The organism is Mesorhizobium calcicola, from assembly GCF_042682105.1.
GTDB classification, from domain to species: Bacteria; Pseudomonadota; Alphaproteobacteria; order Rhizobiales; family Rhizobiaceae; genus Mesorhizobium; species Mesorhizobium calcicola.
In genome coordinates this window covers 126,788-149,753 of record NZ_JBHUGY010000014.1, presented here as the reverse complement: position 1 = coordinate 149,753, position 22,966 = coordinate 126,788, and the positions used below count along the sequence as shown (strand labels likewise).

General features: G+C 65.5%; 16 protein-coding genes and 1 pseudogene. 6 read left to right on the top strand and 11 right to left on the bottom strand.

The window, feature by feature from the left end; all coding sequences use genetic code 11:
- Nucleotides 1-138: 138 nt before the first annotated feature.
- Nucleotides 139-2,343 (top strand): sensor domain-containing diguanylate cyclase, encoded by a 2,205-nt coding sequence (locus ACFSQT_RS07445; protein WP_379017880.1) that lies wholly within the window; start codon nucleotides 139-141, stop codon nucleotides 2,341-2,343.
- Nucleotides 2,344-2,527: 184 nt separating this feature from the next.
- Nucleotides 2,528-3,979 carry a coiled-coil domain-containing protein gene (locus ACFSQT_RS07440; RefSeq protein ID WP_379017879.1) on the top strand — a complete coding sequence of 484 codons (1,452 nt, stop codon included), beginning with the start codon at nucleotides 2,528-2,530 and terminating at the stop codon, nucleotides 3,977-3,979.
- A gap of 64 nt (nucleotides 3,980-4,043) precedes the next feature.
- Here the strand turns inward: ACFSQT_RS07440 and ACFSQT_RS07435 are convergent, their stop codons facing one another.
- From ACFSQT_RS07435 to ACFSQT_RS07420, 4 genes and pseudogenes are all read right to left on the bottom strand, one after another.
- Nucleotides 4,044-5,858, bottom strand: a complete 1,815-nt coding sequence (locus ACFSQT_RS07435; RefSeq protein ID WP_379017878.1) for an ABC transporter ATP-binding protein — start codon at nucleotides 5,856-5,858, stop codon at nucleotides 4,044-4,046.
- A 9-nt stretch (nucleotides 5,859-5,867) separates the two neighbouring features.
- The gene (locus ACFSQT_RS07430; RefSeq protein WP_379017877.1) at nucleotides 5,868-6,908 is read right to left on the bottom strand and encodes a glycosyltransferase family 2 protein; all 1,041 of its coding nucleotides are present in this window, start codon (nucleotides 6,906-6,908) and stop codon (nucleotides 5,868-5,870) included.
- Between the two features lie 3 nt (nucleotides 6,909-6,911).
- Nucleotides 6,912-8,019 (bottom strand): annotated as a pseudogene (locus ACFSQT_RS07425) (glycosyltransferase family 2 protein).
- Nucleotides 8,016-9,191 carry an acyltransferase family protein gene (locus tag ACFSQT_RS07420; protein ID WP_379017876.1) on the bottom strand — a complete coding sequence of 392 codons (1,176 nt, stop codon included), beginning with the start codon at nucleotides 9,189-9,191 and terminating at the stop codon, nucleotides 8,016-8,018. The pseudogene ACFSQT_RS07425 and the gene ACFSQT_RS07420 overlap by 4 nt, the downstream one beginning before the upstream one ends.
- A 776-nt stretch (nucleotides 9,192-9,967) precedes the next feature.
- Here ACFSQT_RS07420 and ACFSQT_RS07415 point away from each other — a divergent pair.
- From ACFSQT_RS07415 to ACFSQT_RS07405, 3 genes are all read left to right on the top strand, one after another.
- Nucleotides 9,968-10,849: an EamA family transporter gene (locus ACFSQT_RS07415; protein ID WP_379017875.1), complete on the top strand. Its 882-nt coding sequence runs from the start codon at nucleotides 9,968-9,970 to the stop codon at nucleotides 10,847-10,849.
- 113 nt (nucleotides 10,850-10,962) lie between these two features.
- The gene (locus tag ACFSQT_RS07410; RefSeq protein WP_379017874.1) at nucleotides 10,963-12,333 is read left to right on the top strand and encodes an NfeD family protein; all 1,371 of its coding nucleotides are present in this window, start codon (nucleotides 10,963-10,965) and stop codon (nucleotides 12,331-12,333) included.
- Nucleotides 12,330-13,088: a slipin family protein gene (locus ACFSQT_RS07405; RefSeq protein ID WP_379017873.1), complete on the top strand. Its 759-nt coding sequence runs from the start codon at nucleotides 12,330-12,332 to the stop codon at nucleotides 13,086-13,088. The genes ACFSQT_RS07410 and ACFSQT_RS07405 overlap by 4 nt, the downstream gene beginning before the upstream one ends.
- Before the next feature lie 46 nt (nucleotides 13,089-13,134).
- Here ACFSQT_RS07405 and ACFSQT_RS07400 read toward each other — a convergent pair whose 3' ends face one another.
- The gene (locus ACFSQT_RS07400; RefSeq protein WP_379017872.1) at nucleotides 13,135-14,064 is read right to left on the bottom strand and encodes a LysR family transcriptional regulator; all 930 of its coding nucleotides are present in this window, start codon (nucleotides 14,062-14,064) and stop codon (nucleotides 13,135-13,137) included.
- A gap of 97 nt (nucleotides 14,065-14,161) precedes the next feature.
- Here ACFSQT_RS07400 and ACFSQT_RS07395 point away from each other — a divergent pair, with 97 nt between their 5' ends.
- Entirely contained in the window at nucleotides 14,162-15,172 is a 1,011-nt protein-coding gene (locus ACFSQT_RS07395; RefSeq protein ID WP_379017871.1) for a zinc-dependent alcohol dehydrogenase family protein, read from the top strand.
- A gap of 60 nt (nucleotides 15,173-15,232) precedes the next feature.
- Here ACFSQT_RS07395 and ACFSQT_RS07390 read toward each other — a convergent pair whose 3' ends face one another.
- The 6 genes from ACFSQT_RS07390 to ACFSQT_RS07365 form a co-directional block, all read right to left on the bottom strand.
- Nucleotides 15,233-17,527, bottom strand: a complete 2,295-nt coding sequence (locus ACFSQT_RS07390; protein WP_379017870.1) for a xanthine dehydrogenase family protein molybdopterin-binding subunit — start codon at nucleotides 17,525-17,527, stop codon at nucleotides 15,233-15,235.
- Nucleotides 17,524-18,507, bottom strand: coding sequence for an FAD binding domain-containing protein (locus ACFSQT_RS07385; RefSeq protein WP_379017869.1), 984 nt, complete (start codon nucleotides 18,505-18,507; stop codon nucleotides 17,524-17,526). The genes ACFSQT_RS07390 and ACFSQT_RS07385 overlap by 4 nt, the downstream gene beginning before the upstream one ends.
- Entirely contained in the window at nucleotides 18,504-18,983 is a 480-nt protein-coding gene (locus ACFSQT_RS07380) for a (2Fe-2S)-binding protein (RefSeq protein WP_379017868.1), read from the bottom strand. Before ACFSQT_RS07380 ends, ACFSQT_RS07385 begins: the two co-directional genes overlap by 4 nt.
- Nucleotides 18,984-19,158: 175 nt before the next feature.
- Entirely contained in the window at nucleotides 19,159-21,417 is a 2,259-nt protein-coding gene (locus ACFSQT_RS07375) for a xanthine dehydrogenase family protein molybdopterin-binding subunit (protein ID WP_379017867.1), read from the bottom strand.
- The gene (locus ACFSQT_RS07370) at nucleotides 21,407-22,465 is read right to left on the bottom strand and encodes an FAD binding domain-containing protein (protein ID WP_379017866.1); all 1,059 of its coding nucleotides are present in this window, start codon (nucleotides 22,463-22,465) and stop codon (nucleotides 21,407-21,409) included. The genes ACFSQT_RS07375 and ACFSQT_RS07370 overlap by 11 nt, the downstream gene beginning before the upstream one ends.
- Nucleotides 22,462-22,959: a (2Fe-2S)-binding protein gene (locus tag ACFSQT_RS07365; protein ID WP_379017865.1), complete on the bottom strand. Its 498-nt coding sequence runs from the start codon at nucleotides 22,957-22,959 to the stop codon at nucleotides 22,462-22,464. The genes ACFSQT_RS07370 and ACFSQT_RS07365 overlap by 4 nt, the downstream gene beginning before the upstream one ends.
- Nucleotides 22,960-22,966 lie beyond the last annotated feature (7 nt).

The following is a 22,966-nucleotide window of genomic DNA, read 5'->3' as shown; positions in this document are numbered from 1 at the left end:
CCGATCGTCGGGCCGGTCCGACCGAGCTGTGGCCCGGCATCGTTAGGACGTTGATAAGCATTTGGTAATACAAGCCAGGGATGAGATGCGGGCACGATTTGACATGCAGGATGCCGTGGTTCTCGGCGGGGCCATGACGTGCGCATCAGGAGCCTGATCATCCTCAGCGTGACGAGCGCCGCGGCCCTGATCGGGCTGGTTGGCGGCCTCGCGATCTTTACACAGATGGCGGCGACCAAGTCGCTGGGTTTGACCGAAGCGACCAACGTCGCCCAGGAATTGGCCGACACGATCGTCTTCAAATCATCCGACGGCTCACCTTCGCTGTTCGAGCGGCCCGACGCGCTGCACGAATTCCTGGAGCAGCAGCACCATCGCTCGCTCAGGGATTTCCTGGTCGTCGACCGCAACAAGATCCTGCTGGCCCATGCCGCCGACGAAGAACACAAGATCGGCGAGACGTTCGATCACGACCCCGGCAACGAAGTCGGCCAGACTTTGGTGGATGGCCTCCCGCGCAAGTTCACCGATGCGCATGAAGCCAATGAGATACTGGCCGTTGCGATCGAATATCCCAAGGATACGATCGTCGGCGCCGTGCTGTTGGAATACGATCCCTTGCTGCGCGCCGCCGAACAGCGCACCAGCAACATGCTTTGGCTGGTTGGCCTCGGTGCGGCAGCTGCTGTACTGGTTGCGGCGGCATTCGCCTGGGGGCTGCTCAGCCGTTTCGGCGCCGGCCTTTCGGACATGATGAGGGGCATGGAATCGCTGGCAAAAGGCGACGTCATGACGCGCATCGGCCATAGCCGCAAGGATGAGTTCGGGCAGTTGGCGCAGGGTTTCAACACCATGGCGGACGAGCTTGCATCCGCGCGGGCCCACATCGAGGATATCGTCCAGACGGCGGCCGAAGGCATCGCCGTGCTGGACGGCGACGGCAAGGTTGCGAGCGTCAACCCCGCGGCGGCGGCGATGATCGGGCGGCGCGCCGACAAGATCGTCGGGCAGGGTTGGGCCTCGGTGATGGCAATGCGGAATCCCCGGGGAGCCGAGTTCGCCGCGGGAACGTCTCCCGTCGAGCAGGCCATGACCACGGGCCGCCAGCACCAGAGCGAAGTGCGCCTGACCAAACCGGATGGCTCGCACGTGCCTGTCATCGCCAGTTGCAGCCCGCTTAGCCGGTCCGAAGGCGGCCTCGTGCTGACGCTCAGCGACATCAGCGAGCTGCGCCGCGCCGAAGGGGTTGTGAACGAGCGTGCCGATCAGCTGGCGCTCCTCAACCGCGAGCTACACGAGAAGTCCGAAACCACGACCCGCCTGGTGAAGCTTGGCGAACTGCTGCAGGCCTGCGTCACCTTCCCGGAAGCGTTCTCGGTGGTCGGCACCGCCATGGCCGAGTTCCTGGGTGGCTTGAGCGGAACCGTCCACTTGACCAGCGCCTCGCGCAACCTAGTGGAGGAGATGGCGCATTGGGGCGACGTCCGCTCGAGCGCCACGCAATTCGCGCCGGAAGACTGCTGGGCGCTCAGACGCGGCCAGGAACATGTCGCCGGCCCCGGCATGCTGACGCCGCGCTGCGCCCATATCACCGAGAACGGCAAGAGGGGCTATGTCTGCATGCCTCTGGCGGCGCAAGGCGAAACGCTGGGCATCCTTCATTTGTGCGAGCCGAACGCGGCCGAGAAGCCGCAATGGCTGGCTGAAAGACAGCAGATCCTGCGCGGCGTCGTCGACACGCTGGCGCTGGCGCTGGCAAATCTGCGTCTGCGCGAGACGCTGCGGCAACAGTCGATCCGCGATCCGAACACCGGTCTCTTCAACCGGCGATATCTTGAGGAGACGAGCAGCCGCGAACTGCGCCGGATGGAGCGCTCGGCCCAGCCGCTGGTGATCATCATGCTCGATGTCGATCATTTCAAACGGTTCAACGATACGTTCGGCCACGAAGCCGGCGACCTTGTCCTGAAGCAGGTCGCCGCCACATTGATCGAGCATGCCAGGGATAGCGATGTCGTGTCGCGCTACGGCGGTGAGGAGTTTGCCCTTGTCATGCCGGGAAGCTCGGTCGAAGAAGGCGCCGAGCGGGCAGAAGCGCTGCGCCAGGCAATCCGGAAGCTTCATTTGACGCATCGCGGCCGGACGCTGGGCACCGTTACGGCCTCGTTCGGGGTCGCCGCCTACCCAGAGCATGGCGTGGGCTGGGCCGAGTTGACAAATGCCGCGGATCACGCGCTCTACGATGCCAAGGGCAACGGGCGCGACCGGGTCGCCGTCGCGCTGGGCAACGCGTCCAGTGAGCGACCCCCGATCCAGTTGGTGCCAGCCCCGAAAAGCAGCTGAGGCTGCGGCGCGGGCTTCCTGCCTGGGCGCGCCGCGGGTCTTGCCCGCGGCGTCCAAGCCTCCAGATGCCGCCCGAATTTACCTTCCCGCCAAAGAGGGCTTCCCCTGCGCAATCAGCGGATGTAAGGATACATTAGCAATTTGTTAAGTACCAGGTTTGGGTGTGTGTAAGGGGAGTTCGGTCATGAACTTCAAGGGCCTGATCAAGCGTGCTGATGACGTAGATAAAGCAATTCAGGAACTGCAGACCGATCTGGCGGACGCGCTGGATGCAAGTTTCAACGCCGAGGACGAGGCGCCGCCAAAGAGCGACGATGTCCCGGATGCCGCAGCAGAACCTGACGATTCGCCACCCGAGGCCGATGCGGCGAATGCAGACAGTGCTGGCAATACGGACAGTCCCGAAGAAGCCGCGCCACGACTGACGTCCCATACCCAGACCCGACTGGCTGCATTGGGTGCCTTTGAAGGGCTGTTCCATGACGCCAGGGATTATCTGGAGGAGATCAACGGCAGGCTGTCGGAGATCGCGACCTCACACCACCTGACACGCGAATTCCTCCACATCCTCCACGGCGACATTCTTCGCGCCAACGAGCTGGAGCTGGCAAATGCCGGCCTGATCGCGGAACAGAGAACGCTGTCGGAAAAGCTGCACGACGCGCAGGCAAAGCTGCGTGAGCGTGAAAGCGCTTGCGAAGTGCTGCAACGGCGCGAGGCAAGCCTGGTTCAGGACAGGGAGACGCTTCGCGCAGCGGTTGCCGCGTTAAGGCTGGAGCTCGCGGAGACAGCCAATGCGAGCGCAAAACGCGACGCGGAGTTCGGCGATATCGCCAAGCGGCTGACCGCCAGGACGGTCGAGGCCAACAGGCGCTTGCGCGAGAGCAAGATGCTGCGGGAAAGACATGTCAGCCTGTCGATCGATCTCGACAAGGCGCTGAAGCGGGAATCCCAGGTGCGCCACAGGCTCGACGAGCTCTCGACGATCCATGCCAGTGAAGCAGCGCGGCTTGCCGAACTGCTGGCCTCGCTCGGCAAGAGCGAGATGGAGGAGATGCGGCTGCACAAGTCGCTTGAGGCCGCACAAGCGAAGCTGTCGGAGATGGCCGAAGCGGCCAGCATGATGGAAGGCGACAGGCAAGCCGAACTGGCTCGCAGCCAGACGGAAATGCGCGGGTTGCGTTCCGAGATCCAGGACCTGCAGTCGCGGCTTGAGCAGGCTTCGAAGGAGAACAGCGAGGCCGCCAGCGAGATCGCCAGGCTCAAGACCGAATCGAACGACATCCTGGCCGAAAAGAAAATCGCCGATGAAAGATTGTCCGCGCTCACCAGTGAGAACGAGAGCGACAAGATGAGCCTTTCGAAAGTGAACGCCAATCTTTCAGAGCTTGCGCTGAAACAGGCATCGGAACAGATACAGTTCGATGTCCAGAGGCAGGAATGCGAAGACCTCAGGGCCGAAATCGCGTCACTCAATGCCCGGATCAAGGAATTGCTGCCCTACGAGCGGCTCCACAAGGCCACCAGCGGCAGATCGCGCGAGGCTGGCGTGGTCGAGATCGCCGGCGGGGTGGCGGAGAAAGCACGTGCAACGGGCAGGCGGCGTATTCGCAGGAACCTCCGCGCGACGCCTTAGAGCCGGACGATTTCCGAAAACCGCTTCACGCTTTTCGGCATCATGCTCCAGCTGGGTTCGTCGGTCAGGATCTCCGCACCGCCGCTTCGCCGGGGGTGTCGAGCGGCTCGTGCTGGTAAAGCTCGTCCATGGTGAGCGATGCCAGGGCGCCGAAAGGTGCCTGCTTTTGCACCCGGCCGCCGCTGAGGATCACCACGTCGTCGCAGAACGAGATGGTGCTGTGATGGTGACTGATGACGATGGTCGTGCGGCGACCGGCTCTCGACTTCAGGGTCTCGACGATGGCCGCCTCCGACAGCCCGTCCACGGCATTGGTGGCTTCGTCCAGGATGAGCAGATCGGGATCGCGCACCAGCGCCCTGGCCAGTGCGATCCGCTGCCTCTGTCCCGCCGAGAGGTTGACACCCCTGTAGCCAACGACGGTGTCGTAACCCAGCGGAAGCCGTTCGATGAATTCGTGCGCTTCGGCCAGTCTTGCGGCACGCTCGGCGTCGCCGGCCGTGGCCGCGTCCTGCCCGTAGGTTATGTTTTCAAAAATGCTGCCATCGACCAGTTCCAGCTCCTGGCTGGCCAGTGCGATGTGCCGCCGCCACTGGCTGGCGTCGATCCGATCGAGTGGCGATCCATCGACCAGAATCACGCCGGTGTCCGGTTCCACGAAGCGGCACAGAAGATTGACGATCGTCGTCTTGCCGGCGCCCGAGCGGCCGATCAGCGCCGTCGAGCGGCCGCCGCGGATTTCGAAAGCCGCCGAATGCAGCACCACCTCACGCCGGTCCGTGCCGGAATAGGTGAACGTCACGTCATCGAACTTGATGCCTTGGCGCAAGCCGTGGAACGGTCCGTCGCCTTGCGGCGGTTGAGGCTTGCCGGACGGATCGAGCATCCATGTCACCTCTTCGAGCGATCCGCTCAGGCCTTGCAGCTGGCTCCACGACCCTTGCAAGGCCCGCATATGCGGCTGCAGCCTGTAGAGCAGAATGACAAACGCGATGATCAGCGGGAAACCCAGTTGCGCGAACCAGGCGCCGATCACCACCGCCAGAAACAGCATGGCGTGGAGGACCTCCGTCAGCGGCGGCAGGGCTCCCTGGCGCACCAACAGGACGAAGGAGGCGCGGCGAACCGCATCGGACGCCGTGTCGAATATCGCCTTCTCCCGGCTCTCCTGTCCGAAGATGCGGATCAGGCGTCCGGCATGCACAAGGTGGAGCATCTGTGATGCGAGGTGGCTGTTGCGCGAGGCGACGCTGCGGCTGGGCCCTTTCAGCTTGGCCGAGAGCATGGCATGCGCGATCTGGACGACGGCCAGCCCCAGCGTGACCAACAGCGTCATGCGCCACGAAAGCAGGAGCAGAAAAGCCAGCAGGATGACGGCGGCCGATGCGCTGACGATGGCCGACAGCATGATCTGGATCGCATCCGATGCCCGCCAGGATTCGTTGGAGATGATGTTGAGCAGCCGTCCCGGACTCTGCCGCAGGAAGAATGGGTAGCCGACCCGCAAGAGCTGCTCCGACAATGCGCTGCGGATCGAATGGCTTGCCTTGCCAGAGATGAAGGTCGTCAGCAGCGTGTTGGCGAAGGCGAAAACGTTCTTCAGGACGATCGAGCCGAGGATGGCGACCGAAATGGCGACAAGCCGGTCGCGCTCGCTCAGGCTCGATCCGACATGCTGGAGGACAGCGGAGAAGCCGGCCATTCCCGCTGCATCCCCGTGTCCCATGATAATGCCCAGCAACGGGATGATCAGGCCGATGCCGAACCCTTCGAGGACGGCGCCGACCAGGCCGAGAACCACCACGGCCGGAAGCAGGCGCAGTTGCCCCTTTCCGAACGCCCGGAACAGCATTGGCAGGCTTGGCGGCAGCAATGGCATTATAGTGGTTCACCTCGCCTGGGCATTTGCTTCTTGATCTTGATCTTGCCGCGCCGGCGCGGCTCGCGGCCGTCTCGCAAGCAGGAGAGCCGCAAATCGAGCCGCGCCGAGCAAATTCATGGCGACGATCGGCCAGTGCGACAGGTTGAGTTCACGATCGAACGCAGGCCCGCCCGCCAATTCCCGGAAAGCTCCTCGCACGGCCCAGTAGAAATGGCGAAGCAGCCATGGCGCATGGCGGACATGCTTCAGGCAGAGCCCGCCATTGCCCAGGCTGTAGTCGCGGTGGAGCTTTTCGATGGATCCGCGATCCCGCCGGCCGTGATGATGGAATATCGTCATGTCGGGCACATACTCGACCGCGATGCCGAGCAACATCGCTCGCACGAGGTAGTCGGTATCCTCCGCTGACCGCATGGGCCCGCCCGCGCCGAAGCGTTCGTCGAAATAGCCGATACGCGCCGCGACATCGCGGTGCATCGTCATGTTGCAGCCCAGCACAAAACCGCCGGGATGAACATCTGGCGTCAGTCGCTCGCGCACCTTCGACCGCTTGATCGTGAACGGCAAATCCCTGGAATCGCCAAGTTCGACACGGCCTCCCCGGATGAGCCATCGTTCCCCGGACGCATAGTGTCGCTCCAGATCGCGCAGGTAGTCGCAATGGACGGCGCAATCATCATCGACGAAGACCAGCACACGGCCTCGCGCGCGCCTCAACCCGGCGTTGCGGGCAGCCGCCAATCCGGGGCGAGGTTCGCAAACGGGCGTGAATGGAATGTCCGACATATCGGCGATGCTGGCCAGGCGTTCCGCCGTGCGGTCGGTCGAGCCGTTGTCGACGACCACGAGTTCGGCGGCGAAGCCGGCATGGGCGCGGCACGCGGCCTGCACCGACTTGATGCAAGCCTCGAGCACGGCGACGCGGTTGCGCGTACAGATGATGAAGCTGACTTCCGGTGTCGATCGTTCCGGGCGGGGACCGGCCGGGACGGCGCCAAGCGCCGTCGAACGATCGCGCTGCAGAGGTTGGTGGGCTTTGACGATCATCCGCTAACTCAACTGATAAGATGCCAAAACCGCCGCAGCGGGCGCGGATTTGAAGAAGTATGCCATGGCGTCCGCTTGCCTGCCGGCCGACAGCGAGGCGAGGCTCAGCCAGGGCGCCCAGGTGCCGGGCCGCAGCGCATATTTCTCGCGGCGCCGGATGACGTTCCACTTCGCGGTTCGCGTCAGCAATTCATGCGTCAGGGGGGGGCTGCCTTTCGTCGGCGACGAGCTGGTAAAGGAAATAGAACAGGTTCAGCGCGCCGGCCTCGAAGCTCGGTCGCGTCTCGGCCGGCAGCGAGCGAATCCGCTCCTCCAGCGCGGCGATGAAGTTGGCTGCACGGGTAACCGTGTCGAGGCTGACCGCATCGCCGATGTCGCGCAGGTCGCGCGTGGTTTGCGCCAGGCCCTCGCGCTCGAGGTTCTCGGCCACGATCCGCAAATGGGTCCTGCGCATCTCCTTGATGTGCCGGCTGGTCACGCTTGCCTGATGGACTCGGTAGACGAGCAGGGTTTCGGGCATCATGGCTGCCGGGTAACGGCCGGCCAGCCGCCTGAAAAGATCGAAATCCTCGGCGTGCCTGTAGGTCTGGTCGTAGCGGAGAACGTCGTCTTCGATGACCTTCCTGTTGTAGACGACCGTCGGGTGCATGAAGATCGTGAAGAACATCGCCAATATGGGAATGCGGCCGAACTGGAACACCGGATCGGGCTTGCCCCTGGCGATGCGGCCGCGGATCAGCATGTCGACGCCGGCGCCGCAAAAGCCGAGCTCGGGCCGCCGCTCGAACAGCGCCACCTGGCGCGACAATCGCCAGGGGTAGGCGACGTCGTCCGCGTCCATCCGCGCGACCAACTCGCCCTGGGCTTTTCGCAGCCCTTCGTTGAGCGTCGCGACGAGGCCACGGTTTTCGCGCGAGATGATCGAGATGCGGCTGTCGGCCTTCCGGTATCGCTCGAGGATCTCGAGCGAATTGTCGGTCGACCCGTCATCGATCGCGATGACCTCCAGGCGGCCGTAGTCCTGCCGCAGGATGCTTCCCAGCGCGGCGGCGAGATAGGGCCCGGCATTGTAGACCGGCAGTAGGACGGAGACGAGCGGCGCGGCGGTCATCGTCTGGCGTCCGTTCGCTGGAGCGATGGTCCGCGGCCGTCGGGCGATCCGCCGGGATAGGCTTCCGCCGGCCTCGTGAACCAGCCGGCATGGCCGGCCTGCGCGGCATGGGCGCGCACGACATAGGGGAAGTGGCGCTTCAGGCTGTTGAGCGGCCTTTCGAAAACCAGCCAGGAAATCGAGGCCGCGACAATCGTCGCGGCGCTCGCAACCAGGAACCGCCCTGGTCCCTGCTCCGAGACATTGAGCGGAATCCAGGGCTGCGACTTGACGGCGAGCGACAGCAATATCGGATGATAGAGATATACGCCGTAGCTGATACGGCCGAAAGCAAGCAGCGGCGGCAGTTCGGCAAGCTTGCCAAGGGTGCCGCCAAAGCCGTTCGAACAGGCGGTGACGATGATCATCAGCGGCACCAGGGGCAGCACTTGCAGCAGCAGCCAGCGGGCCCATTCCAGCATCGGATCGGGAGGCGCCGGGACAAACCATTCGATCATCAGGAACGCGGCCGCGAAGGCAGGCCAGATTAGCCGCATCCATTGCGGCAGGCCGGCGCCTCTGGACCGCCAGCAGGCAAGCAGCGCGCCCGCCGCCAGCGCATCCATGGATGCCGGCGGCAGCAGGTCGCGTGCCAGCGCCGGGGTGGCGGTGACCGGCCAGTAGAAGCGATAAGCCAGCGAGAGCAGGATGACGCCGATGCAGACAGACTCAAAGCGCCGGCGCGGAACCAGCAGGACGATCAGTGGCCAGGCGACATAGAACTGCTCCTCGATGCTCAGGCTCCAGAAATGGCACAGCACCCAGGGCGTCCAGTCGTTGCGCAGCGCATACCAGAAATTCGACAGATAAAGCGCATGCCAGACCAGCGATCCCCTGGACTGTTCCAGGTCAAACAGCCAGACGAAACCCAAGACGGTAAAATAGGGAGGGAATATCCGCAGCGCCCGCCTGATATAGAAGGATCGCAACGCGGTGCCGGTTTCAAACTCGGCGGCCGAACGCGCGTCCAGCAGCAGGCGCGTGATCAGGAAGCCACTCAGCACGAAGAACAGCCGCACGCCGATATGGCCCCAGAATGAAGATCCTCCCGCCGCGAAGAAATGGGAGTACAGCACCATCGTCACGGCGACGGCCCTCAATGCATCCAGCTGGATGTCGCGGGTGTTTCCCATCAGCGGCGTCCACCTGTGTGACGTCCGCGGTGAAGCTGCCAGGCAGCCATTTCGAATGGCAGGCCAAGGCGGACGAGACCCGCCACGGCGCCATCAAACCCGCGCTTTGCGAGTCCGCTCAGGCCGGGCTCGAAATCGACGGACGGGCAGCTCAAGTTGGTCAGGCTGGCGGAATCCTTCACGGCGTATGTCCAGTCGCAAAACGAAATCCCCCAGGAGATGGTTCGGCTACCGCATTGTGCAGCGCAACACAAAAAATTTACCAAGCCGAAATACTTGTGTGAAGGAGCGATAAAGATTGACAAAACCCGCCCGATTGTCACCATTTTTGGCGATTTCGCCTAGCACTTCAACCCTATCGTTAAGCTGTATGGACCTACCCGCGTCGGTTGATTGGAAAAGCAGCCGGCTTGGAGAATAAGAAAGTCTCGAATTTTTCTTAAATCATGCGCAAAACTCGGAAATCTATATTTCGACTGTATGGATACGGTCCCGGTTCCGCAGTGAATGGAATGGAATCATTGGGTTTTGCGCAATGCAGCATGGTCGCCGGCTATTTCAGCGACGACGCCGCGCTGGCCTGGTGAAGCTGGCGGCGGCTGGCGTTGGCCGCGACTTGTCCGTCGCACCGAAGACGACCTTCTGTACAAGCCCGCCATCCCTTCTGGGTCTTGCCCCATCAGGCCGCCGCCGCTGTCTCACGACAGGCCGGCCGGTTCGGCCTATTCCTATCCCGCCCGGCGGGTTTGGCCCGGCGGCAGGGAGGATGAGCCAAAGTGACATCGATGCCGGTTGCCCGTCGCGAAGCGGCGCCCTTGCCGATCGCAGCACTGATGGGCGCCATGGTGTCGATCCAGATCGGCGCCACCTTCGCCAAGGGGCTGTTCCCGCTGATCGGCGCGCAAGGCACGACGACGCTCAGGCTCGTCGTCGGTGCGTTGATGCTGATCGCGGTGCTGCGGCCGTGGCAAATGCGGCCGTCGCGCGCCACCTTGCCGTGGCTGATCGCCTATGGCGTGACGTTATGTGCGCTGAACCTGCTGTTCTATGCCGCGCTCGCTAGGATCCCGCTTGGCATCGCGGTGGCGCTCGAGTTTTCCGGTCCGCTGCTGGTGGCGACCTTGACCTCGCGGCGGGCAAGCGACTTTGCCTGGATCGCGCTTGCCGTGGCCGGCATCGTGCTGTTGTCGCCATTCGTCCATTCGCTGCAGCCACTCGATCCGGCCGGAGTGATGCTGGCGCTGGCGGCCGGCGGTTTCTGGGCGCTCTATATCGTGCTCGCCCAGAAGGCGGGCGCCGAACTCGGCTCGCGCACCACCGCCTACGGCATGGCGATCGCCGCCGTCCTGGTGCTGCCCTTCGGTGTGGCGCAGGCGGGAACCGCGCTGCTCGCGCCGTCGATCCTGGCCAGCGCGCTGCTGGTCGGTCTGTTCTCCAGCGCGTTGCCGTTCTGGCTGGAGATGGTGGCGCTGACCAGGATGCCGGCCCGCATCTACGGCACGCTGACCTGTCTGGAGCCGGCGCTGGGCGCGCTGGCCGGCTTCGTGTTCCTGCACGAAAGCCTGACCACCACGCAATGCGCCGGGATCGCCGCCGTCATTGCCGCCGCCTTCGGCACCGCATTGACATCGCGGCCGCCGGTGCCGTCGCCGGAATAGATTTTCCAGAGACCACGGTTGCCGGGCGAGCCCGGCCGGCCAATCGCCAGCGCGAGCTCCCCTCATGGACTTCGCCAAAATACAACCCATATTGAATCCATGGAGCTTTGAGCGTGACCTTCGCGCGGGTGGCCCTTCTTGCCGCGGCTTTCGTCGCCGCTGCTGTCTTTTCTCCCTTCTCTTCGGCCGGGAGCGAGAGGGTCGCGCTGAGCGTCGCCATTGACGGCGCCATCGGGCCGGCAAGCACCAGGCAGCTCGAGGAAGCGCTTGATGTCGCCGCCCGGCGGGACGCTGCGGTCCTCATCCTTCAGCTCGATACGCCCGGTGGGCTGGTCACCTCGATGCGCGAGATGATCGCCGATATCCTGGCTTCGCCGGTGCCCGTCATCGGCTATGTCGCGCCGGCCGGTGGCCATGCGGCCAGCGCCGGCACCTATATCCTCTACGCCACCCATGTCGCGGCAATGGCGCCCGGCACCAATCTGGGTGCGGCGACGCCGGTTGAGATGGGTGGGCTGCCGTCGCTTCCGGGCGGCGACAAGGACAAGGACGAGAAGGACGCCACCGGGCGGCCGGAGGGCGACGCGATGATGACCAAGGTGACCAATGACGCCGTCGCCCTGATCCGCTCGCTCGCCGAACTGCGCGGGCGCAACGGCGACTGGGGCGAGAAGGCCGTGCGCGAAGCGGCGAGCCTTTCAGCCAATGCGGCGCTGCGGGAACATGTGATCGACTTCGTCGCCCACGACACCACCGAGCTGTTGCAGCTGGCCGATGGGCGCACCGTCGATGTCGGCGGCAAAAAGCAAGTGCTGGCGACCAAAGGGCTGCCGGTCGAGACGCTGGAGCCCGGCTGGTTCATCCGGCTTCTCTCGGTCATCACCGATCCGAACGTCGCCATCATCCTGATGCTGATCGGCGTCTACGCCATCATCTTCGAGTTCACCAGCCCCGGCGCGGTGGCGCCCGGCGTGATCGGGACCATCTGCCTCGTGCTCGGGCTCTATGCACTCAATCTCCTGCCGATCAATTATGCCGGCCTCGCCCTGATGCTGCTCGGCGTCGCCTTCCTCGTCGTCGAGACCTTCAACCCCACCGTGGTGCTTGGACTCGGCGGCGTGGCCGCCTTCCTGCTCGGCGCCACCGTGCTGCTCAAGACCCAAGGTCCGGGCTTCGCCGTGTCATGGGCCGTCATCGGTCCCGCCGCCGCGCTGACGCTTGGGCTGGCGCTGCTGACCGGCACCTACCTGTGGACGGCGCGCAAGAGCCTGCCGCGTGTCGGCGGTGAGGCCATGCGCGGACTGTCGGCCGAGATCCTCGACTGGCAGGGCGGCGAGGGCCATGTGCTGGCCCAGGGCGAGCGCTGGCGAGCGAAGGCCGACGAACCCATCGCACCCGGCGACAGCGTCGAGGTCACCGATGTCAGCGACCTCGTACTGACCGTGCGGCGGCGCGACGCCGGAAGGAATGGAGCAAGACAATGAGCATCGGTTACGTGGCCTATCTGTTGCTTGCGCTGGTCGTGGTCATGTTCCTGTCCGCGGCCATTCGCATCCTCAGGGAATATCAGCGCGGCGTGGTCTTCACGCTCGGCCGCTTCACCGGGGTCAAGGGTCCCGGTCTCATCATCCTCGTCCCCTTCATCCAGCAGATGGTGAAGGTCGATCTGCGGGTGGTGGTGCAGGACGTGCCGCCCCAGGACGTGATTTCGCGCGACAACGTCTCGGTGAAGGTCAACGCGGTGCTCTATTTCCGCATCGTCGATGCCGAGCGGGCGATCATCCAGGTCGAGGACTTCATGGCCGCCACCAACCAGCTGGCGCAGACCACGCTGCGCTCGGTGCTCGGCAAGCACGAGCTGGACGAGATGCTGGCCGAGCGCGACAAGCTCAACAGCGACATCCAGGAGATCCTCGACCAGCGCACCGATGCCTGGGGCATCAAGGTCTCCAATGTCGAGATCAAGCATGTCGACCTGAACGAGAGCATGATCCGCGCCATCGCCAAGCAGGCGGAGGCCGAGCGGCTGCGCCGCGCCAAGGTGATCAACGCCGATGGCGAGCAGCAGGCGGCGGCCAAGCTGGTTGAGGCCGGCAAGATGCTGGCCGCCGAGCCGCAGGCCATGCAACTGCGCTATTTCGAGGCTTTGCACGACATCGCCGGCGAGCGCTCGTCCACGGTGGTGTTCCCGCTGCCCGTGGATCTGCTCAGCCAGTTCCTGAAACAGCAGGGGAAGTGAGTTTCGAGGCGTTGCAGATTGGTGAAGGCAGCGGCGACAGCCAATCTCACCGCCGCCAGGGCGGCTCCGGCGCGAAGCGCTTGCCGATCCAGTCGGCGAAGGCGCGGGTCTTGGCGGCTTGTCCCTTGGCTGAGGGCGTGACGACATAGATCGCGCCTTCGTCGGCCAGCGTCCAGTCCTCCAGGATTGGCACCAGCCGTCCGTCGGCGAGTTCCCGGCCGACCAGCCAGTCGGTGCTCATCATAAGGCCGACGCCTTGCACGGCGGCCTCGACCAACACCTCGGCATCGTCGGTGACCAACGGTCCCGAAACCTCGACACGCACGCTCCGGCCCTCGCGGTCGGTCATCTCCCAGGCCGGAAAGGTCTGGAAGCCGCTGAAGCCCAGGCAGCAATGTTCGAGCAGCGCCTGCGGTGTCTCCGGCCTGCCGCTTCGGGCGAGATAGGAGGGGGCGGCGCAGAGCAGCCGGCGCCGCGTCGCCACCTTGCGCGCCACCAGGCGCGAATCCTCCAGCGCGCCGAGCCGCACGGCGACGTCGAAGTTCTCGGCGACCAGGTCGGCGAAGCGGTTGGAGAATTCGGCCTCGATGCGGACATCGGGAAATTCGGCAAGGAATTGAGGCAGCAGCGGGCCGATCCACATGCGCCCGAACGTGCCGGGCAGTGCCAGCCTGAGCAAGCCGCGCGGGCCGCCGCCGGCATGTGCCGACGCGGCGGCCTCGGCCTCTTCGACGGAGGCGAGGATGGCGCGCACACGCACCAGGAATTCGGCACCGGCTTCGGTCAGCGACACGCTGCGTGTCGTGCGGGAGAGCAGCCTGACGCCCAGCCGCTCCTCCAGCGATTGCAGGCGCCGTGACAGGATGGTGGCGTCGCGCCCGACACGCGTCGCCGCCCTGGTGAAGGAGCGCGCCTCGGCGACGGCCGCGAAGGCCGCCATTTCGGCAAGGGTCACTGGTTCGTTGGATTGCTGCATGATTCGCAGGACTCAAATGCAAAAGGCAATGATTATCCAGAAATAGCGCAGCAGCTAGATTCACTCAACCCATCAATCGTCCCAACGGAGTGAAACCATGAAAGCCATCGAACTGAGCCAACCCAGGCTAAACGCCTTCCGTGCCGCCACCATTGCCACTCCCGAACCGCAGCGTGGTGAGGTGCTGATCCGCCAGCGTGCGGCGAGCCTCAATTTCGTCGATGTCGCGGTGGCGAGCGGCAATTATCCCGGACCGAGCTTTCCGCTCATCCCCGTCGCCGACGGCGCCGGCGAGATCGTCGCGCTGGGCGAGGGGGTTACGAGATTCGTGGTCGGCGATCGCGTCGTCGCCCATGCCAAGCCGCGCTGGATCGGTGGCCGGCCGCGGCCTTACGAGATGACGCAGATGCGCGGCATCTCGCTGCCGGGTTCGCTTGCCGAATATGTCGCGCTGCCGGCCAATTCGGTCGTGCCGGTGCCGGCGCATCTCTCCTTCGAGGCGGCGTCGACGCTGCCGATCGCCGGCACCACCGCCTGGAACGCCATCCGCGCCGCCGATGTCGGGCCGGGCTCGGTCGTCGTGCTGCTCGGAACCGGCGGCGTCTCGATCTTCACCCTGCAGCTTGCGAAGGCCGCCGGCGCCACCGTCATCATTACCTCGTCGTCGGACGAGAAGCTGGAACGGGCGAAGGCACTCGGCGCCGATCATCTCATCAACTACCGCGCGACGCCCGATTGGGACGGCAAGGTGCTGGAACTGACCGGCGGCCTCGGCGCCGACCTCGTCGTCGAGACCGGCGGCACCGCCACCTTCGCCCGCGCCGTCAACGCCACCGCGCCCGGCGGCACGCTGTTCACCATCGGCTTCGTCACCGGCGCCGAGGCCACGGTCAATCTGCTGCCGATCATCATCAAGGCGCTGAAGGTGGTCGGCAACAACACCGGATCGGTGTCCGACCTTCGCGACGCCGCCCGCGCCATCGGCGCAGCTGGGATCGAGCCGGTCGTGGACAAGGTGTTTTCACAGAACGAAGCGGCCGAAGCCTACACCCACATGGCCGCCGGCGGCCTGCACTTCGGCAAGCTGGTGTTCGGGTTGGAGTGGTAGCGAAGGCTGACGCCGGAGATTGGCGAGGCGGGGGGACGGCGATCTCCCCGCCGTCGCCCCCTAAATCAGCTTCTCCAGCGTGATCGGCAAATCCCGTATCCGCTTGCCTGTCGCGTGGAACACCGCGTTGGCGATTGCCGGCGCGACGCCGACAATGCCGAGTTCGCCAACGCCCTTGCCGCCGAGCACCGAGGCGTGCAGATCGGGAATGCCGACCGAGATCACCTCGATGTCGGGAATGTCGGCATTGGTCGGCACCAGATAGTCGGCAAGGTTGTTGTTGACGATGCGGCCGTGGCGGCGGTCGACGATGCCTTCCTCCAGCAGCGCCTGGCCGATGCCCATGATGATGCCGCCCTTCCACTGGCTTTCGGCGAGTTTGGGGTTGTAGAGCCGGCCCGAATCCAGCGCCGACACCACGCGCGACACGCGCACCGTGCCGAAATCCTCGTCGACGCGCACCTCGATGAAATGCGCGCACCAGCTGTGGCGGGAATAGTCGCCCTCGGTGTGCGGCAGCGCCATGGCGATGGTGGTGTAGTTCTTGTAGCGATCCTCGGCGGTCGAATTGGCCGGCATGGTGTCGCCGGTCGCCTCGATGCGGTCGCGGCCGACGCTGCTGAGCAGTTCGGCGATCGAGAGATCGGGACCGTCGCCGCGCGGCGATGAAATACGGCCATTGGCGACGACCAGCGTGTTGGCCTGCAGCGTGTGGAAGGGCGAGCGCGGATCGCTGATCGCCAGCCCGACGAGCTGATCGAGCGCCGAGGTCGCCGCCTTGTGGACGGCGCCGGTCATGACGCCGGCCAGCCGCGATCCGCCGGCGACGCCAGCGCGAGGGAAGCGGGAGTCGCCGAGCTTCACCACGACATTGTCGGCCGGCACGCCGACCGTCTCGGCGGCGGTCTGCGCCAGGATGGTGTAGGTGCCCTGGCCCATGTCAATCGATGAGCTTTCGACCTCGACCGAGCCGTCGGCGAGGATGCGCACGATCGCCTCGCCATAGGCGCGCCGCACCGGATAGGTGCCGGCGGCGACACCCCAGCCGATCAGCTGGTTGCCGTCGCGCATCGCGCGCGGTTCGGGCGTGCGCCTGGCCCAGCCGAAGCGTTCTGCACCCGCAGCAAAGGCCTCGCGCAACTGCCTGGTAGACCAGGCTTTTTTCGCCTCCGGATCCTGCTCGGCATAGTTCCTGAGCCGAATTTCCAACGGATCGACGCCGACTTCGTAAGCGAGCTCGTCGATGGCGCTTTCGATGCCGAAGGCCGAGGGGTTTTCGCCCGGCGCGCGCATGGCGCCCGGCACCACCGAATTCACCCGCACGACATTCTGCTTCGAGGAGAAATTCGGCGTCGCGTACATGATCGAGGTGACCGATCCGAGCGGCTCGACCCACATGCCGCCCATCGACGTCTCGTTGATGCCGCGATGCACGATCGACTGGATTATTCCGTCCGCATCGGCGCCGATCGTCACCGTCTGGCGTGTCGCTGCGCGCCCGCCGTAGCCGGTGAAGGTCTGCGGCCGCGTCATCACCAGTCTCACCGGCCGGCCGAGCATTTTGGCGGCACTTGCCGCCACCGCGCCATGGGTGAGCGCCAGCGCCTTGGAACCGAAGCCGCCGCCAATATAGGGCGAGACCAACCGAACATTCTCGAACGGCACGCCGAACCATTCGGCATAGGTGCGGGCCATGCCGTCCAGCCACTGGCTCGGCTCCCATACGGTGAGCTTGTCGCCTTCCCAGTGGGCGATCAGGCCATGCGGCTCCATCGGCGCCTGGTATTCGCGCGGCGTGTTGTAGGCGGCGCAGATCCTGACCGGGGCCGAGGCGAAAGCCGCATGGGCGTCGCCCCATTCCTTGGTCATGGCGTCGATCGGAATGCCGTCGCCGGCCTTGGCGTCGTTGAGGTCGACGATGGAAGGGGTCTCGTCATAGCTGACCTTGACCAGTGCCGCGGCCGCCACCGCCTGCTCGAAGGTCTCGGCGACGATCGCCGCGACATGCTGGCCCGAAAAGGTGATGTCGCGCGCCAGCGGGCAATAGGGCAGATCGGGCGGCGGCGTGCCGAACCAGTCCGCCGCGGTCCTGAGGCTGATGATGGTGTCCGGGGTCAACACCTTGAGCACGCCGGGCGCTGCCTGCGCCTCCGCGGTGTCGATCGAACGCACCTTGCCCGATGCAATCGTGCTTTCGACCAGCACGGCGTAGGCGAGCCCTTCGAGCTGCTGCTCGACGGCGTATTTCGCGGCGCCGGTTATCTTGGCCGGGCCGTCCACGCGCGACAGCCGACCGCCAACGGAGTCGGCGCCGCCGTCGGACGCGTCACCATGTCTGATGTTGTGAACGGTCATGCCGTTTCTCCCATTTTGAGGATGGCACGGGCGACGACACGCGGCGCCAGTTCGATCTTGTAGTGGTTGGCGCCATGGTCGACGGCGCCTTCGACGGCAAGCAGGCTGGCGGCGCGGACGGCGTCCGGCTCCAGCACCTTGCCTTTCAGCGCCTCTTCCACGGCCCGCGCCCGCCACGGTTTGGTCGCGACGCCGCCAAGCGCCACGCGCAAATCCCGGATGGTGCGGCCGTCAGCCTCGAATTCGATGCCGACAGCAGCACTTGCGGCGGCGAATTCATAGGATTGCCGGTCGCGGATCTTCAGATAGGTCGAACGCCGCGCAGCGGCGGAACCGGGGATCTCGATGGCGGTGATCATCTCACCCGGTTCGATCGGGTGTTCCTTGTCGGGCGAGGTGCCGGGCAGCAGGAAAAAGTCGTCCACCAAAACCCGGCGCTCGCCGAGATGGACGATCGCGTCGAAGGCGACCAGGGCCACGGCGAGGTCACCCGGATACATGGCGATGCAGGTGTCGCTGGTGCCGAGCACGGCGTGTCCGCGGGTGACGCCGCCGATGGCCGAACAGCCGCTGCCGGGTTCACGCTTGTTGCAGGCGGGGAAATTCGAGGGATCGCGGAAGTAGGGGCAGCGCGTGCGCTGCATCAGATTGCCGCCGATGGTCGCCATGTTGCGGATCTGAGCCGAAGCCGCCTGCCACAACGCTTCGGAGACAGCGGGAAAGCGGCGCTTGATATCGGTGTGGTCGGCGACATGGCCCATTTTGGCCAGTGCGCCGATGGTGGCGCCGCGCTCGCTCACGTCGATCTTGTCCAGCCCCTTCAGATGTGTGATGTCGACCAGGCTGTCGGGTTCGGCGACGCCGCATTTGGCGAGATCGATCAGCGTGGTGCCGCCGGCGAGCAGCATGGCGCCGGGCAGGGCGGCGGCCTGGCGTGCCGCATCGAGCGACGTGGCGCGCAGGTAAGAAAAATCTCTCATGACTGGACCTCCAGGGCGGCCTGGCGGACAGCGGCGACAATGTGCGGATAGGCGCCGCAGCGGCAGAGATTGCCGGCCATGTATTCGCGGATTTCGTCGTCGGAGCCGGCGTGGCCTTCGCGGATGCAGGCGACCGCCGACATGATCTGACCGGGCGTACAATAGCCGCATTGGAAGGCATCCTGCTCTAGGAAGGCAGCCTGCACGGGATGCAGTTCGCCCTCCCGTGCAAGTCCCTCGATGGTGGTGACGGTGCGGCCCTCGACTTGCGCTGCCAGCGTGAGACAAGCCAGCACGCGCTCACCATCGACATGAACGGTGCAGGCGCCGCACTGGCCGTGGTCGCAGCCTTTCTTGGTGCCGGTCAGGCCGAGCCGGTCGCGCAAGGCATCGAGCAGCATGACACGCGGCTCGAGTTGCAGGGTGTGGCGATGGCCATTGATGTCGAGATGGACGGGAATTGTCGTTTTGGTCATGGGCGTCTGGCTCCAGTTGCTTGACGCGAGGTCGATTGAGCTGATGTTGGGCAGGCCGGGACAGCCGGCAGACTTAACGTGCCGCATGCTCGCTCCGGCCCGTATGTGTCGCTTCGGGCGTTCGTCGTTCGGAAAGCCAAGCAATTGGCTTTCCGTTCGCTTCGCGGACCACTTCTCACCCCAGCAGGTCCTCGATCCGGATCGGAAAGCGCCGGGGCCGCACGCCGGTTGCATGCCAGACCGCATTGGCGACGGCACCGGCCGTGCCGGTGATGCCGATTTCGCCGACGCCCTTGATGCCGAGCGCGTTGACGTACGGGTCGTCCTCGTGGACCAGCAGCGCCTCGACCGACGGCACGTCGGCATTCACCGGGATATGGTATTCCGCGAGGTTGGCATTCTGGATACGGCCCGAGCGCCGGTCGGTGACGGCTTCCTCATGCAGCGCGAAGGAGACGCCCCAGATCATGCCGCCATAATACTGGCTGCGCACTAGCCGTGGATTGATGACCCGCCCGGCGGCAAAGGCACCGACCAGGCGGGTGACGCGGATCTGGCCGAAATCGGGATCGACCTTCACCTCGGCAAACACGGCGCCATGCGCGTGCATGGCATAGGCCTCCCGCGACGCCGGGTCCGGGGTTCCCGTGCCACGGCCATCGATCTCGGCGAGCCCGGCGCGGGCCAGGATCTCGCCGTAGCTTTCGCTGCGGCTTTCATCGTCTCGCCGGTGGAGGCGGCCGCCGCGTGCCAGCACGCCCTCGTTGTCGGCGCCGAACAGCTGCGAGGCTTCATGGCTGGTGGCGAGAGCGGCGAGCCTGGTGATGACGGCGGCTCCGGCATTGTGGATCGCCATGCCGGCTGTCGCCGTATGACCGGAGCCACCGGCAATGCCTGCGTTGGGAAGATCTGAGCTGCCGGCCCTGAAATCGACCTGGTCGATGTCGAGCCCCAGCCCGTCGGCGGCGATCTGGGCGAAGGCGGTCCAGGCGCCTTGCCCCATGTCCTGCGCGCCGGTCTCCATCAGGCCGCTGCCGTCGGCCCTCAGCACGGCACGCGCCTCGGCCTGGAACATGATCGCCGGAAAGGTCGCCGTGCCGATGCCCCAGCCGGTCAGGAAGCCGTCCTTATCCCGCATCTGGCGCGGCTTGAGCGGACGGCGCTGCCAGCCGAAGCGCTCCGACGCCTGCGCGTAGCATTCGCGCAGCGCCTTGGACGAAAACGGCTTGCCGGTCATCGGCTCGACCTCGGCATAGTTGCGCAGCCGGAACTCCAACGGGTCCATGCCGCAGGCCGTGGCTGCCTCATCGATGGCGCTCTCCAGCGCGATCGAGCCGGTGGCTTCGCCCGGCGCGCGCATGAACAGCGGCGTGCCGGTGTCCAGCCGCACCGCCTCGTGCGAGGTGGCGATGGCCGGGCTGGCGTAGAGCGTGTGCGAGGCATCGGCGGCCGGTTCGAAGAAATCGTCGAACGTGCTCGTTGCGGTCTTGGCGTGGTGGTCGATCGCCGTCAGTTGCCCTTCGCCATCCATGCCAATGCGCAAGGTCTGGCGCGTTGGCGCGCGATGGCCGACGGGTCCAAACATCTGCTCGCGCCGCAGCACCAGCTTGACCGGACGACCGACAAGACGCGCCGCCAGAATGCCGAGCACCTGCGGCCCGGAAATCATGCCTTTGGAACCGAAGCCGCCACCCAGGAAAGGGCTGCGGATGTGGATGTCTTGCGGCGCGATGCCGAACAGGCCAGCGATGCGGCCCTGTGCCATGGCTAGACCCTGGCTCGGCGTGTCGATCGACAGGCTGTCGCCATTCCAGGCGGCGACGATCGCATGCGGCTCCATGGCGTTGTGGTATTGGGCCGGCGTCTGGTAGGTCGCCTCGATCCGGGTCGCCGCCGACTTGAGACCGGCCTCGACATCGCCTTTGTGGTGCACCGCAGGACTGCCGATGCCGACACCACCCGGCACAAAGCTCTCGGCGCCGTCGAGACCAACGCGCGGCGACTGTGCTTCATAGCGCGGCGACAGCAGCGCCGCCCCCTCGGTCGCCGCCTCCAGCGTCTCGGCGATCACCACGGCGATGGTCTGGTTCGGGTAGCGGATACGGTCGTTCTGCAGCAGGTCGAGCCGGAACATGAAGGGATTGTTCTTGGCATCCGGATCGGTGGCGAGCGGCGGCCGGTTCTCGGGCGTCATCACCTCGACCACGCCCCCGTGCGCCTTGGCCGCCTCGACATCCAGCCAAGCAACGCGGCCGCGCGCGATGCTGCTGACGGCCAGTACGGCGTAGAGCATGCCGGGCGGATGATTGTCGGCCGCGTAGCGGGCGGCACCGGTGACCTTGAGAAAACCATCGCGCCGAATCAGCGGTTGGCCGATGCTGGAGCCCTGCCGGACATGGGCGGGTTGCTGATTGAGGCTGAGTTCAAGCGTCATGGCGCACTCCGGGAATGGAGGAAAAGGGGGAGGCAGGAAGGGCTGGCACCCGTCCGGGCGTTCCCGCCAGGGCAGACATCAGCGCCCTGACCACGATGCGGCGGGCGAGCTCGATCTTGAACGCATTGTCGCCGGAGGGACTGGCATCGGCCAATGCGGCGTTCGCCGCACGGACGAAGCTCGTCTCGTCGGCATCAGCGCCAAGCAGGACCGCTTCCGCCGAACGCGCCCGCCATGGCTTGGCCGCTACCCCACCCAGCGCCAGCCGCGCCTGGCGGATCTTGCCGCCTTCGACGACAAGGGCAGCAGCGGCGGAGACGACAGCGAAGGCATAGGAGGTGCGCTCGCGCACCTTGAGATAGCGGGCATTGGCGGAGAAGGAGGCAGCCTCCACCGGCAGGCGCACCGCAACGATCAGGTCGCCGGGCTCCAGCGCATTCTCCCGCTGCGGCGTCTCGCCGGGCAACCGGTGGAATTCCTCCAGCGTCACATGGCGCCGGCCTTTTTTGCCCTCGATCTCGACCACGGCGTCGAGCGCCACCAGCGGCACGCAGAAGTCCGACGGATGAGTGGCGATGCAGGCGTCGCTCCAGCCGAGCACGGCGTGCAGCCGGTTCTCGCCACCCAGCGCGTCGCAGCCTGCGCCGGGCTCGCGCTTGTTGCAGGCGCTGGCGGTGTCGTAGAAATAGCTGCAGCGCGTGCGCTGCAACAGATTGCCGCCGACGGTTGCGGCGTTGCGAAGCTGAGCCGAGGCGCCCGACAGCAACGCCTCCGCCACCGCCGGATAGGATCTCGCGAACTCGGGATCATGAGCGAGGTCGGCATTGCGCACCAGCGCGCCGAGGCGCAGGCCGCCATCGGCCAGCCGCTCAATGCGGTTGAGCTCCGGCAGGCGCGAGATGTCGACGATACGCTCGGGGCTGGTGACGCCGCCCTTCATCAGGTCGAGCAGGTTGGTGCCGCCGGCCAGATAGGCCGAACCCGGCTCGGCCGCCGCCGCAATGGCATCGGGAATGGTGGTGGGCCTGATATAATCGAAGTTCTTCACGCCGCGGTCCTCCGATCGGATTTGGCAAGCTGTTCCTGCGCGTCCAGGATGGCCTCGACGATGCCGCCATAGGCAGCGCAACGGCAGAGATTGCCGCTCATGCCCTCGCGGATGCGCTCGGGATCGTCGCCGGCCTGCGCCTCGGCGATCAGGCCGAGCGTGCTCATGATCTGACCCGGCGTGCAGAAACCGCACTGGAAGCCGTCATGGGCGATGAAGGCGGCCTGCACCGGATGCAGGTCGTCACCGTGGGAGACACCTTCGATGGTCAAGACGCTGGCGCCGTCATGGCTGACAGCAAGCGCCAGGCAGGAATTGATGCGCTTGCCGTCGACCAGCACCGTGCAAGCGCCGCACTGGCCGCGGTCGCAGCCCTTCTTGGTGCCGGTGAGCTCAAGCCGCTCGCGCAGCAGGTCGAGCAGCGTGACGCGTGGATCGACCTCCAGTTCGTGTCGGTGTCCGTTGATGGTGAGAGTGATGGGAAGGCTGGTCATGGGCGTC